Genomic DNA, 13777 nt, shown 5'->3' with positions numbered 1-13777 from the left:
GGGTGTCAGACCTTCATGCCGGGCAGGTTCAGCGAGGCGGTATTGCCGCCGTCCACCGGCAAGGCCTGCCCGGTGATATAGCTGGCGTCGTCGCTTGCCAGAAAGGCGATCACGGCGGCGACCTCTGCGGGGCGGCCGTAGCGACGCAATTCGCAGCGCGCGCCAAGGCGGTCCTCTTTGCCGACGCTGCGCGCATAGTCGAAGATCGGCTGCGTCATGCCCGTCTCGATCAGGCCGGGGCAGACCGCGTTCACGCGGATGCCATGCCCGCCCAGATCGCAGGCGGTGGTCTGCGTCAGGTTGATGACCCCGGCCTTGGAGGCGGAATAGACATTGCCGCCCGCGCCGGACCGGATCCCCGCAACCGAGGCGGTGTTGACGATGGCACCGGCCTTGCGGGCGATCATCGAAGGGGCGGCATGCTTGATGAAATGCGCAGTGCCGAACAGGTTCACCCCCATCACCCGCGCCCAGTCGGCGCTGTCGATCTCGGTGATCGGGGCATGGGTGCAGGTGATGCCCGCGTTGTTGCACAGCACGTCGATGCAACCGAACCGGTCCAGCACCTGCGCGATGCAGGCCTGAACCGCCGCCTCATCCGACACGTCGCAAGGAATGGAAAGATGCGGCCCTCCCACCTCTGGCAATGGACAATCCGTCAGATCGACCAGCACTACCGAGGCCCCCTCGGCGGCCAGCCTGTCCGCCGTGGCGCGGCCGATACCCCCCGATGCGCCGGTGACCAGCGCAACCTTTCCTTCAAATCTCACACGGTCCTCCCCCGTCTTTCCGCAAAACTCGCACAAAGGTCGTGTCGGATCAACTATGCGAAATTACTTTCCGCATGTCGGGACATGTTGTGCTGTCGCGCGCGTCATTGCGGATGCGGCGCGTTGCGTGGCCATGAATGACAAGGTTTTTGCCGCGGAATGCCGCCGGTGCTGCATATTGGATTTTCCTTGCCGACAACTTCGGATAATCAGGGGCCGATGCGACGCCCTGCCCGGCGGGACGCGCCTCCTGTCCATGGACCGCAAGGAACCCGAAAAGAATGCCCGAGACCGAGAACCCATTGTCCAACCCGCTGATCCCGGCGGATCTGGCCCCCGTCATGTCGGCGCTTTGCAAGGTGGCGGTCGATCTGGCCGGCATCATCGCGCGCGGGCCGCTTGGGCAGTCACTTGGCCACGCGGTCGGGGAAAACGCCGGCGGCGACGGACAGAAGGCACTGGACGTGCTGGCAGATGACATGTTCGAAGCCGCCCTGAGGCAAACCTCCGTGCGATGGTATGCCTCGGAAGAGCAGGACACGGTGCTGGCCCTGAACCCCGATGGCCACCATGCGCTGGCTATCGATCCGCTGGACGGGTCGTCGAACATCGACGTGAACGTGTCCATCGGCACGATCTTTTCGATCTTCGCGGCCAGGGACGATGCCGATGGCAGCTTTCTGCGCCCCGCATCCGAACAGCTGGCCGGCGGTTATATCATCTATGGTCCGCAATGCTGCCTTGCCGTGACCTTCGGCAAGGGGACGCTGATGTTCGTGCTGGACCCTGCGACGGGGCAGTTCGTTCTGGTCGATGACGGGATGAAGACCCCGGCTGAATCCCGTGAATATGCGATCAACGCGTCGAACCATCGGCACTGGGACGCAGCCGTCCGCGCCTATATCGATGATTGCAACGCGGGCAAGACCGGCCCGCACGGGCAGGACAGCAACATGCGCTGGGTCGCCTCGCTGGTGGCGGAAACCCACCGGATCCTGACGCGGGGGGGCATCTTCCTCTATCCCGGCGATGCGCGTCCGGGCTATGAGAAGGGGCGGTTGCGCATGGTCTACGAGGTGGCGCCCATTGCCTTTCTGATCGAACAGGCCGGTGGTCTGGCGACGGATGGCACAACACCGATCCTGGAACAGGCGGCGGATGCCCTGCATGCGCGAAGCCCATTGGTTTTCGGCAGCCCTGACAAGGTCCGTCAGGTCGCCGGCTATTATGACAGGGCACGCTGACCACGCGTCGCGGCCCGCAGAATACGACTTTGAGGGGATGAACACACATGGCACTTATCACGATGCGTCAACTGCTGGATCACGCGGCCGAACATGGCTACGGCGTCCCGGCCTTCAACATCAACAACATGGAACAGGGCCTTGCGATCATGAACGCGGCCAGGGCGGTTGATGCGCCGGTGATCATCCAGGCCAGCCGGGGCGCGCGCAAATATGCGGGCGACCTGATGCTGAAGCACATCATGATGGGCCTGGTCGAGATGTTCCCCAGCATTCCCGTCTGCATGCATCAGGACCACGGCAACAACATGGCGACCTGCCTGACAGCGATCCGCCACGGCTTCACCTCGGTGATGATGGATGGCAGTCTGGAAGAGGACATGAAGACCCCCTCGGACTATGACTACAACGTCAATGTCACCCGCCGCGTGACCGAGGCCGCACATTTCGTCGGCGCCTCTGTCGAGGGGGAACTGGGCGTTCTGGGCAGCCTTGAAACCGGCGAGGCCGGGGAAGAGGACGGATCGGGCGCCGTCGGCAAGCTCAGCCATGACCAGTTGCTGACCGACCCGGATCAGGCCGTGGATTTCGTGATGAAGACCAAATGCGATGCCCTGGCCATCGCTTGCGGGACCAGCCATGGCGCCTACAAGTTCAGCCGCAAGCCCGACGGCGAGATCCTGGCCATGTCCACGATCGAGGCGATCCATGCCAAGCTGCCCGACACGCATCTGGTGATGCATGGCTCAAGCTCGGTCCCGCAGTATCTGCAGGATCTGATCAACGCCCATGGCGGCAAGATGCCCCAGACCTACGGCGTCCCGGTCGAAGAGATCGAGCGCGGCATCAAGATGGGTGTGCGCAAGGTCAACATCGACACCGATTGCCGCATGGCGATCACCGGGCAGTTCCGCAAGATGGCGATGGAACACCCCGACGAATTCGATCCGCGCAAGTTCATGATCCCCGCGATGACCGAGATGGAGGCGCTTTGCCGCGACCGTTTCGAGCGGTTCGGCACGGCCGGTCACGCCAGCAAGATCCGTGTGATCAGCATGGATGACATGGCGGCGCGCTACGCCTCGGGCAAGCTGGACCCGCGGGCCGCAGGCAACAAGGCCGCGTGAGTCCGGGCACGGATGGGACCGGGGGGCCAGCCCCCCGCGTCGAACCCTGTTCGACGCTCCCCCCGGGATATTTTCGGCAAGAAGAACAGGCAAGACTGGAGAGACGTCATGAGCCTTGATCGTACCATCAAGATCGCCCCGTCGATCCTGTCGGCGGATTTCGCCAATTTTGGCGCGGAAATCCGTGCAATCGAGGCGCAGGGCGCAGATTGGGTGCATGTGGATGTGATGGACGGGCATTTCGTGCCCAACCTGACCTTCGGCCCGCCTGCCGTCGCGGCCTTTCGTCCGCATGTGAAGACCGTGATGGACGTGCATCTGATGATCGCGCCTGTCGATCCCTATATCGCCGCCTTCGCCGAAGCGGGGGCTGATATCATCACCGCCCATGTCGAGGCGGGCCCGCATGTGCATCGCACCATGCAGGCGATTCGCGCCCATGGCGCGAAGGCGGGCGTGGCGCTGAACCCCGGCACACCGGTCGAGGCGGTGGATCATCTGCTGGACATGATCGACATGGTCTGCGTGATGACCGTGAACCCCGGTTTCGGCGGGCAGAAATTCATCCATAGCCAGATCGACAAGGTGCGCCGCCTGCGCGCGATGATCGGCGACCGCCCGATCCATATCGAGATCGACGGCGGCGTGACGGTGGAAACCGCCCCCCTGGTCGTGGCAGCGGGCGCGGATGTTCTGGTGGCGGGATCTGCCGTGTTCAAGGGTGGATCGGTCGACAACCCATCGCCCTACGGCGAGAACATCTGCGCGATCCGCGCCGCCGCCGAGGCCGCGCGCGGGTGAGCGCCATTGTCTTTGACTTGGACGGTACGCTGATCGACAGCGCGCCGGATATCCGGGCGGCCGTGAACCGGACGCTTGAGGGCGAAGGCCATGCCCCGCTGGACCTGCCGACGGTGGTGTCCTTCATCGGGCACGGCCTGCCCAATCTGGTGGCCAAGGCAATGGTCGCGCGCGGGATCGACATGGATGATCATGCACGGCTGACCGGGGTGACGCTTGCCCATTACAACGCTGCCTCAAACGACCTCACCCGGCCTTATCCCGGCATGATGGCGGTGCTGGAGCGGTTGCGGCGTGACGGCCACCGCCTTGGCATCTGCACCAACAAGCCAGAAGGGCCCGCGCGGAAGGTGCTGGATCAGTTCGGCATGGCGCATCTGTTCGATACGGTGGTGGGCGGCGATACGCTGGCGGTCAGGAAACCCGATCCCGCGCCGTTGCATCACGCCTTTGCCGCGCTGGGCGCAGCTTCGGGCCTCTATGTCGGCGACAGCGAGGTGGACGCGGATACGGCACGGGCCGCCGCCGTGCCTTTCGCCTTTTTCACCCAAGGCTACTGCCATATCCCGCATGACGACGTGACCAGCATCGCGCAGTTTGACCATTTCGACGCATTGCCGGGGATCGTGGCGGACATGTCCGCTACTGCCCCAGATCGCTAAGCCGCGCCAGCAGCAGCCCGGTGTTGCGCACGTCGAACTTGCGCATCAGGCGCGCGCGCACATCCTCGATCGTGCGGGGCGACAGGCCCAGGATCTGCGCGATTTCCTTGCTGGTCTTGCCGCGCGCCAGCCATGTCACGACCTGCCGTTCCCGCCCTGTCAGCGATGGCCCGTCACGGCGCGGGGTGATGGGCGCAAAGCTCATCACGATGCGTGCCAGCGGGTCCTCGGGCGTCAGCGTGCGCGCGCGGAACCGGCACCAGACCGCATGCCCGCCCGCATGCCGCAGCATCCGTTCATCCGCATAGGCCCCATCGCGCCGCAAGGGTTCAAGCCCGATGTCGCGGATCTGGATGAACTCGGCCTCGGAGCCGTAGAGCATCCGGAAGCTCTGGCCCAGAAGCGCATCCATGCCATGGCCGGACAGGTCGCAGAAGGTGGCATTGCATTGTTCGATCACCCGGTGGCGGGTCATCACGATGCCGACGGGCGCGTGATCGAAGGCGATGCGGGCGATGTCGTCCATGGGGTGCTCCACCGTGGTTCTACGGTATTGATACCGTAGTTGCGGCAAAGCATGCTGGTCTTTCCAAGACAAGCGCAAAGGAGTGGCGGCATGTCCCTGACTGACAGGCTGGATGAGGCGGTGACAGCACGGCGTGACGATCTGATCGCGCTGACGCAGGATCTGATCCGCATCCCCACGCTGAACCCGCCCGGGGAAAACTACCTCGAGATTTGCGAATATCTGGACCGCCGCCTTGCCGCGCAGGGGTTTCTGACCGAACTGGTGCGCGCCCACGGCGCCCCCGGCGACAGCGACAAGCATCCGCGCTGGAATATCGTGGCGCGGCGCGAAGGCGCCTATCCCGGAGAATGCGTGCATTTCAACAGCCATATCGACGTGGTCGAGGTGGGGCGCGGCTGGACCACGGACCCTTTCGGCGGCGAACTGAAAGACGGCAAGATCTATGGCCGCGGGGCCTGCGACATGAAAGGCGGCCTTGCCGCAAGCATCATCGCGGCCGAGGCGTTTCTGGCCGTCTGCCCCGATTTCGCGGGCGCGATCGAGATCAGCGGTACGGCGGACGAGGAATTGGGCGGCTTCGGCGGTGTCGCCTATCTTGCGGAAAAGGGTTTCTTCAGCCCCGACCGCGTGCAGCATGTCATCATCCCCGAACCCCTGAACAAGGATCGCATCTGCCTTGGCCATCGCGGCGTCTGGTGGGCCGAGATCGAAACGCATGGCGAGATTGCCCATGGCTCCATGCCCTTCCTTGGCGATTGCGCCGTGCGCCACATGGGCGCGGTTGTGGCCGAGATGGAAATCACCCTTTTTCCGGCGCTGGCGCAGAAGCGCACGGACATGCCCGTGGTCCCGGACGGGGCCAGGCAATCCACGCTCAACATCAACTCGATCCACGGCGGCGAGAATGAGCAGGAGGACGACTACACCGGCCTTCCGGCGCCCTGCGTGCCCGACAGTTGCCGTATGGTCATCGACCGCCGTTTCCTGATCGAGGAGGATATCGACGAGGTCCGCGAAGAGGTGATGCAGATCCTGCGCACCGTCGCGGAACGCCGCGCGACCTTCAGCTATGACGTGACGGAATTGCACCGTGTCCTGCCGACCATGACCGAAAATCCGCCCCCGTGGTGCAGGTGGTCGCCAAGGCCATCGCGGACACGATGGGGCGTGAGGCGGAATATGTCGTCTCGCCTGGAACCTATGACCAGAAGCACATAGACCGGATCGGCAAGCTGAAGAATTGCATCGCCTATGGCCCGGGCATTCTGGACCTTGCGCATAAACCGGATGAATATGTCGGCGTGGATGATATGCTGGATTCCGCAAGGGTAATGGGGCGGTCGCTGATCGCATTGCTTGCACGGGACTGAGAGCGTTGCTCAACAGGGAGAGAAAGACATGACTTATCTGAAATTCACGCGCGGCATGGTCAGCGCGCTGGCGCTGGTGGCCGGTGTCGGCATGGCGCAGGCCAAGACCGATATCGTCGTGGGCATGCAGCTGGAGCCTCCGCACCTGGACCCGACAAGTGCCGCGGCGGGTGCCATCGACTCTGTTCTCTATGCCAATGTCTTCGAAGGTCTGACCCGTTTCGGCCCGGATGGATCGGTGAACCCCGGATTGGCCGCAAGCTGGGACATCTCGGCGGATGGCACCGTCTATACTTTCAAGCTGCATGATGGCGTGACCTTCCATGACGGCACCACGATGGACGCCGAGGATGTGAAGTTCAGTCTGGACCGTGCCCGCGCCGAGGATTCGGTGAACGCGCAGAAGGGCCTTTTTGCCGGGATCACCGATGTCACCGTGATCGATCCCCTGACCGTGCAGGTCACGCTGGGCGCGCCGAATGGGTCCTTCCTGTTCAACATGGCCTGGGGTGATGCGGTGATCGTGGCCCCTGAAAGCATCGAGAACATCAAGACCAATCCTGTGGGTACAGGCGCCTTCAAGTTCGACAACTGGGTGCAGGGCGACCGGATCGACATCGTGAAGAACCCCGATTACTGGGGCGAGCCTGCGAAACTGGACCGCGCCACCTTCAAGTTCATCAGCGATCCCACGGCCGCCTTCGCCGCCGTGATGGCCGAGGATGTGCATGCCTTCGCCGGTTTCCCCGCCCCCGAGAACCTGCCGCAATTCGATGCCGATCCGCGGTTCCAGGTCTTGATCGGATCGACCGAGGGCGAGACGATCCTGTCCACCAACAACAAGCAGGCGCCCTTCGACAATATCAAGGTGCGCGAGGCGATGGCCCATGCGATCGACCGCCAGGCGATCATCGACGGGGCGATGTTCGGCTATGGCACACCCATCGGCACCCATTTCGCGCCGCATAACCCCGACTATGTCGATCTGACCGGCAATTCTGCCTATGATCCGGAAAAGGCGAAGGCCCTTCTGGCCGAGGCGGGCTTTCCCGATGGGTTCACCACGACACTGAAACTGCCGCCCCCGTCCTATGCGCGGCGCGGCGGCGAGATCATCGCGGCGCAGCTGCGCGCGGTCGGCATCGAGACCGAGATCAGCAACCTGGAATGGGCCCAGTGGCTTGAGCAGGTGTTCACCGGCAAGGATTTCGGCCTGACCATCGTCAGCCATACAGAACCCATGGATATCGGGATCTATGCCAACCCCGACTATTACTTCCAGTATGACAGCGCCGAATTCCAGAAGATCATGACCGATCTGACCGCCGCGACGGATCCGGCGACCCGCAGCGCGCTGCTGAAACAGGCGCAGGAAAAGATCTCGCTGGATTATGTGAACGGTTACCTGTTCCAGCTGGCGGCCCTGAGCGTGGCCAATGCCAAGGTCATGGGCCTGTGGAAGAACGCGCCCACCCAGGCGACCGACCTGACGGCCGTCTACTGGGCTGACTGAACCGGCAAGGCGTGAAACCGACCCTCGCGCGTCTGGCGCGGGGGAGCCTCCGGCGGGGATATTTCGGGCAAGAAGAAGCAGGGGGCGCGCGCGCCGGGGCCAGAGTGGCAGGGCGCGGGCGGGATATGGGGCAAATGCTGCACTATGTGCTGAAACGGCTGGTATCGCTGGTCATCTCGCTGGCCGTGGCAAGCCTTGTGATCTTCCTGGCGATCGAGGTCGTTCCGGGCGATCCGGCGGCGTATATGTTGGGCATGAACGCCCAAGCCGACACGCTGGCGGCACTGCGCGAGCAGCTGGGCCTGAACGGCTCGATCCCCGAGCGCTACGTGTCCTGGGTGACGGGCATGCTGCAGGGAGATTTCGGCACCTCTTATACCTATCGCACCCCGGTGGCCGAGATGATCGGAGAGCGGCTCTGGATCAGCCTGCCGCTGGCGCTTTATGCGCTGACGCTGAGCACGCTGATCGCCTTTCCTGCAGGTGTCTGGGCGGCGTCCCGGCGCGGCTCGGTGGTTGACATGGGGGTGATGGGGGTGACGCAGCTGGGCGTGGCGATCCCCAATTTCTGGTTCGCCATGCTGATGGTGCTGGTCTTTGCGATCAATCTGCGCTGGTTTTCCGCAGGCGGATTTGCGGGATGGGAGCAGGGGTTTTTCGCGGGCATGAAAAGCCTGACCCTGCCGGCCATCGCGCTGGCCCTGCCGCAGGCCAGCATCCTGACGCGGGTCATGCGGTCAAGCCTGCTGGACACGCTGTCCGAGGAGTTCATCCGGACGGCGCGCGCCAAGGGGCTGACGCGGCGCCAGGTGCTGTGGCGCCATGCCCTGCGCAACGCGATGATCCCGGTGCTGACGATCATCGGGATGCAGTTTTCCTTTCTGATGGCGGGTGCGATCATCATCGAGAACGTGTTTTTCCTGCCTGGCCTGGGCCGGCTGGTGTTCCAGTCGATTTCCGCGCGTGACCTGATCGTGGTGGAATTGGTCGTGATGCTGCTGGTCTTTGCCGTGATCCTGGTGAATTTCGCGGTGGACGTGGCCTATGCCGCCGTTGATCCGCGTCTGCGGGGGCGGCGATGAGCACGGGCAGCCTGATGCGCGCGGCACTGACCAACCGATCCCTTGTGATCGGGCTGGCATTGTCGCTGATCTTCGTGGGCGCGGCGCTGATCAGCTTTGTCTGGGTGCCGCAGGATGTGACAACGCTCGACATCGCCAACAAGATGAAGACACCATCCGCGGCGCATCCGCTGGGCACCGATCATTTCGGGCGCGATATCCTGTCGATGATCATGGTGGGGGCGCGCACCTCGATCGCCGTGGCTGTCGTCGCCGTGGTGATCGGCATGGGGCTGGGCGTGCCGCTGGGGCTGGCGGCCGCCGCGCGGCGCGGCAGCCTGGCTGATGAGGTGATCATGCGGGGCAATGACCTGGTCTTTGCCTTCCCCTCGCTGCTGATCGCGATCATGATCACCGCGGTCTTCGGACCATCCGCACTGAACGCGATCATCGCCATCGGGATCTTCAACATTCCCGTCTTTGCCCGCCTGACGCGTGGCGCAGCGCTGAGCCTGTGGACACGGGATTATGTGCTGGCCGCCCGCGTGGCCGGCAAGGGTGCGGTCCGCATCAGCCTTGAGCATATCCTGCCCAATGTCACCAACCTGCTGATCGTGCAGGGCACGATCCAGTTCAGCCTTGGTATCCTGGCCGAGGCGGCGCTGTCCTATGTCGGCCTTGGCGCGCAGCCCCCCATTCCCAGCTGGGGACGGATGCTGGCCGACAGCCAGACGATGATTTCATTCGCGCCGCATATGGCGATCTTTCCGGGCATGGCGATCCTGCTGACGGTGCTGGGACTGAACCTGATGGGTGACGGTCTGCGCGACCTTTTCGATCCAAGGATCAGGAGGGACCGGCGATGAGCCTGCTGCGGATCGAGGGGCTGAACCTGGCCATCCATGATTATGCCATCCTGCATGATGTATCGATAACCGTCGATCCGGGGCAGATCGTCGGTGTGATCGGGGAAAGCGGATCGGGCAAATCCATGACCGCGCTGGCGGTCATGCAACTGCTGCCGGAAGGCGCGCGCGCCACGGGGCGCGTCGTGCTGGACGGGCGGGATGTCCTGCAGGCGTCCGAGGCGGATCTTTGCGGGATGCGGGGCCGCGTCATGGGTATGGTCTTTCAGGAGCCGATGACGGCGCTGAACCCGATTCAGACCATCGGCGACCAGGTGGCCGAAACGATCCTTGTGCACGAACGCGTCAGCCGTGCCGAGGCACGGGATCGTGCGCGGCAGGCGCTGGCGCGGGTCGAACTGCCCGAGGACCGTTTTCCCCTGACCCGCTATCCGCATGAACTGTCAGGCGGGCAGCGTCAGCGCGTTGTCATCGCCATGGCGATTGCGCTGCGGCCCAGGCTGCTGATCGCGGATGAGCCCACGACCGCACTGGATGTCACGACGCAGGCGCAGATCCTCACGCTGCTCAAACGGCTGGTGCAGGAGGACGGGATGGGCCTTCTGATGATCAGTCACGATCTGGCCGTGGTGGCCGACATGGCCGATGATCTGGTCATCATGCGCCATGGCCGCGTGGTGGAAAGCGGGCCCTCGCCCGATCTGTTCCACCGGATGCAGCATCCCTATTCAAAGGCGCTGCTGGCCGCATCGACCCATCAACCCGACCGCGCGGCAGAGCCGCAGGACCTGCCGCTGCTGCAGGTGCGGGGCGTGATCCGCGACTATGCCACCGCGCGCAAGGGGATCTGGGGCAAGCCGGGCAGCTTCCGGGCGGTTAATGACGTGAGTTTCCAGATCCGGCGCGGGGAGTCGCTGGGTCTGGTGGGGGAATCCGGCTGCGGCAAATCCACCCTGACCCGCGCCATTCTGGGGCTGGAGGAGGTACAGGCCGGCCAGATCCTGCTGGATGGTCAGCCCGTCTTCACCGGGCATAGGCCGAACCGCGCCGTGCGCCGCCGCATGCAGGTGGTGTTCCAGGACCCCTACGGCAGCTTCAACCCGCGCCACCGGGTCGAGCGGTTGGTGACGGAACCCTTCCACCTGCTGGACAGGCCTCCGCAAGGCGCCGCGCGTGATGCAGCCATTGCCGAGGCGCTGGACAGCGTGGGCCTGACCGCCGATGACCAGCACAAGTATATCCACGAGTTTTCTGGCGGCCAGCGCCAGCGCATCGCGATCGCCCGCGCACTGATCATCAAGCCCGATCTTATCATCCTGGACGAGGCGGTGTCGGCGCTGGATGTGTCGATCCGGGCGCAGATTCTGGATCTGCTGGCGGATCTGGGGGATCGCCTTGGCCTGACCTATCTGTTCATCAGCCATGACCTGTCGGTCGTGCGGCAGGTGACGGACCGCGTACTGGTCATGCAAGCAGGCCGGATCGTCGAGCAGGGCGAGACGGCGGATGTCTTCGCCAACCCGCAACACCCCTATACAAGGCAGCTTCTGGCCGCGACGCCACGCCTGCCGGACTTCGAGAATACCTGAGGAGGACAAAGACATGAGCGAAGACCTGGGATTGTGGTTCGACCCGTCCAAATGCCTGATCGGGGGCGAATGGGTGGCCCCCTTGGGCGGGCAATACCTGCCGCTGGAAAACCCCTCGACCGGCGAGGTGATCGGACAGATCGCCCGTGGCACCGGGGCCGATATCGACGCGGCGGTGGCAGCAGCCGAAGCCGCGCGCCATGGTCCCTGGGGCCGGATGAGCGCGGCAGAGCGTGGCCGCATCCTGATGACCCTGGGCCGCATGGTGCTGGAGCGTGTCGACGATCTGGCCCGGATCGAGGCGCTGGACGTGGGCAAGCCGCTGAAACAGGCGCGCGCCGACGCAGTGGCACTTGCCCGCTACATGGAGTTCTACGGCGGGGCAGCGGACAAGCTGCACGGCGAGACGATCCCCTATCTGGACGGCTACACCGTCTACACGCTGCGCGAACCGCACGGGGTGACGGGCCATATCGTGCCCTGGAATTACCCGATGCAGATCATCGGGCGATCCGTTGGTGCAGCACTCGCCACGGGCAATGCCTGCGTGCTGAAACCTGCCGAAGATGCCTGCCTGACTGCGCTGGCCTTTGCCGAGATGGCCAAGGCCGCCGGCCTGCCCGATGGGGCGCTGAACGTGGTCCCCGGCCTGGGGTCCGAGGCCGGGGCCGCCCTGACCGCGCATCCCGGTGTGCATCACATCAGCTTCACCGGGTCGGTCGGCACCGGCGTGATGGTGCAGGAGGCGGCGGCGAAGAACGTGATCCCCGTGACGCTGGAACTGGGGGGCAAATCCCCGCAGGTCGTGTTCGACGATGCCGACATCCCCGCCGCCCTGCCGTTTCTGGTCAACGCAGGCATCCAGAACGCGGGGCAGACCTGCTCGGCGTCGTCGCGCATCCTTGTGCAGCGGGCGGTCTATGATCAGGTCGTGGAACGCATGGCCCTGCGCTATGATGCGCTGAAGGTGGGCCGTGCGATGGATGATCTGGACGTGGGCCCGCTGATCTCGGCCAAGCAGAAGGGCATCGTCAGCGGTTTCATTGACAAGGGCGCGGATTTGCAGATCGCGGGGCAGGGCCAGTTGGTCAGTGCACCCAATGGCGGCAATTACGTGCGCCCCACGCTTTTTGCCAATGTCAGCCCCGGCCATTGCCTGGCGCGCGATGAGATCTTCGGCCCGGTTCAGGTCGTCATCCCCTTCGATGATGAGGAAGAGGCGGTCGCAATCGCCAATGGCACCGATTACGGCCTTGTTGCCAGTGTCTGGAGCCAGAACGGCGCGCGCCAGATGCGCATGGCCAAACGCATCCGCGCGGGGCAGATCTTCATCAACAATTACGGCGCGGGCGGCGGGGTTGAGCTGCCCTTCGGCGGGATGGGCAAATCCGGCCATGGCCGCGAGAAGGGCTTCGAGGCGATGTATGGCTTCACCGTGCTGAAAACAGTCGCGGCCTTTCACGGCTGATCACCGAACACTGAACTGAAGGAAAAAACCATGAGACTGACAGGAAAGACGGCTATCGTGACAGGCGGGGCCAGCGGTTTCGGCGCGGGCATCGTACGGAAATTCGCGACCGAAGGTGCGCGGGTACTGGTGGTGGACATCAACGCCGATGGTGCGGCGGCCATGGCCGAAGAGGTCGGCAATGGCGCGCTCTCCGTCGCCTGCAACGTGGCCGATGGGGCCAGTGTCGCTGCAATGGCGGCCTTTGCGATCAAGGAATTCGGACAGGTCGATATCCTTGTGAATAACGCCGGGATCACGCACCTGCCCAAGCCGATGGAAGAAGTGACCGAGGACGAGTTCGATCGCGTCTTCGCCGTGAACTGCAAATCCGTCTACCTGACCGCGCGGGAACTGGTGCCGCACATGAAGGCCAAGGGTGGCGCGATCCTGAACGTGGCCTCGACTGCGGGCCTCAGCCCGCGCCCGCGCCTGAACTGGTATAACGCCTCCAAGGGCTGGATGATCACCGCGACCAAGACCATGGCCGTGGAACTGGCCCCAAGCAAACTGCGCGTCAACGCGATCTGCCCGGTGGCGGGGGAAACGCCGCTGCTGGCCAGCTTCATGGGCGAGGATACGCCCGAGATGCGGACGAAATTCCTGTCCACCATTCCGCTTGGTCGTTTCTCGACGCCCGAGGACATGGGCAACGCCGCCTGTTTCCTCTGCTCGGATGAGGCCAGCATGGTCACTGGCGTCGCCATGGAAGTGGATGGCGGGCGCTGCATCTGACCT

Annotated in this window: 12 protein-coding genes and 1 pseudogene; 11 read left to right on the top strand and 2 right to left on the bottom strand. The window is 64.2% G+C overall.

Annotated features, from left to right (window positions below; all coding sequences use genetic code 11):
- Nucleotides 1-5: 5 nt before the first annotated feature.
- Nucleotides 6-770 (bottom strand): SDR family NAD(P)-dependent oxidoreductase, encoded by a 765-nt coding sequence (locus ACMUJL_RS09775; RefSeq protein ID WP_068294094.1) that lies wholly within the window; start codon nt 768-770, stop codon nt 6-8.
- A 281-nt stretch (nt 771-1051) separates the two neighbouring features.
- Here ACMUJL_RS09775 and ACMUJL_RS09770 point away from each other — a divergent pair, with 281 nt between their 5' ends.
- From ACMUJL_RS09770 to gph, 4 genes are all read left to right on the top strand, one after another.
- The gene (locus ACMUJL_RS09770; RefSeq protein WP_068294091.1) at nt 1052-2014 is read left to right on the top strand and encodes a class 1 fructose-bisphosphatase; all 963 of its coding nucleotides are present in this window, start codon (nt 1052-1054) and stop codon (nt 2012-2014) included.
- 47 nt (nt 2015-2061) lie between these two features.
- Nucleotides 2062-3141 (top strand): class II fructose-bisphosphate aldolase, encoded by a 1080-nt coding sequence (gene fba / locus ACMUJL_RS09765; protein WP_068294089.1) that lies wholly within the window; start codon nt 2062-2064, stop codon nt 3139-3141.
- Nucleotides 3142-3249: 108 nt separating this feature from the next.
- On the top strand, nt 3250-3942 hold the full coding sequence (gene rpe, locus ACMUJL_RS09760) for a ribulose-phosphate 3-epimerase (protein WP_375568645.1): 693 nt from the start codon (nt 3250-3252) through the stop codon (nt 3940-3942).
- Nucleotides 3939-4604, top strand: coding sequence for a phosphoglycolate phosphatase (gene gph / locus ACMUJL_RS09755; RefSeq protein ID WP_375568647.1), 666 nt, complete (start codon nt 3939-3941; stop codon nt 4602-4604). The genes rpe and gph overlap by 4 nt, the downstream gene beginning before the upstream one ends.
- Here the strand turns inward: gph and ACMUJL_RS09750 are convergent.
- Complete coding sequence (locus tag ACMUJL_RS09750) at nt 4585-5130, bottom strand: helix-turn-helix transcriptional regulator (RefSeq protein ID WP_068294080.1); 546 nt, start codon at nt 5128-5130, stop codon at nt 4585-4587. The genes gph and ACMUJL_RS09750 overlap by 20 nt on opposite strands.
- Before the next feature lie 90 nt (nt 5131-5220).
- On the opposite strand from ACMUJL_RS09750, the pseudogene ACMUJL_RS09745 reads away from it, so the two are divergent.
- From ACMUJL_RS09745 to ACMUJL_RS09715, 7 genes and pseudogenes are all read left to right on the top strand, one after another.
- Nucleotides 5221-6503 (top strand): annotated as a pseudogene (locus ACMUJL_RS09745) (acetylornithine deacetylase/succinyl-diaminopimelate desuccinylase family protein).
- A 28-nt stretch (nt 6504-6531) separates the two neighbouring features.
- Nucleotides 6532-8016 (top strand): ABC transporter substrate-binding protein, encoded by a 1485-nt coding sequence (locus tag ACMUJL_RS09740; protein WP_068294077.1) that lies wholly within the window; start codon nt 6532-6534, stop codon nt 8014-8016.
- A gap of 134 nt (nt 8017-8150) precedes the next feature.
- Nucleotides 8151-9098, top strand: a complete 948-nt coding sequence (locus ACMUJL_RS09735; RefSeq protein WP_375568653.1) for an ABC transporter permease — start codon at nt 8151-8153, stop codon at nt 9096-9098.
- On the top strand, nt 9095-9943 hold the full coding sequence (locus ACMUJL_RS09730) for an ABC transporter permease (RefSeq protein WP_375568655.1): 849 nt from the start codon (nt 9095-9097) through the stop codon (nt 9941-9943). The genes ACMUJL_RS09735 and ACMUJL_RS09730 overlap by 4 nt, the downstream gene beginning before the upstream one ends.
- A complete protein-coding gene (locus ACMUJL_RS09725) occupies nt 9940-11532 on the top strand; it encodes an ABC transporter ATP-binding protein (protein WP_375568657.1) in 1593 nt (530 codons plus the stop codon). The genes ACMUJL_RS09730 and ACMUJL_RS09725 overlap by 4 nt, the downstream gene beginning before the upstream one ends.
- A 13-nt stretch (nt 11533-11545) precedes the next feature.
- A complete protein-coding gene (locus ACMUJL_RS09720) occupies nt 11546-13000 on the top strand; it encodes an aldehyde dehydrogenase family protein (protein WP_375568659.1) in 1455 nt (484 codons plus the stop codon).
- A gap of 30 nt (nt 13001-13030) precedes the next feature.
- Nucleotides 13031-13774, top strand: coding sequence for an SDR family oxidoreductase (locus tag ACMUJL_RS09715; protein WP_375568661.1), 744 nt, complete (start codon nt 13031-13033; stop codon nt 13772-13774).
- Nucleotides 13775-13777 lie beyond the last annotated feature (3 nt).

Origin of the sequence: Seohaeicola sp. (assembly GCF_048006315.1) — a bacterium.
Lineage (GTDB): Bacteria > Pseudomonadota > Alphaproteobacteria > Rhodobacterales > Rhodobacteraceae > Seohaeicola.
The sequence above is the reverse complement of the archived record's forward strand: the minus strand, read 5'-3'. Positions and strand labels throughout refer to the sequence as shown.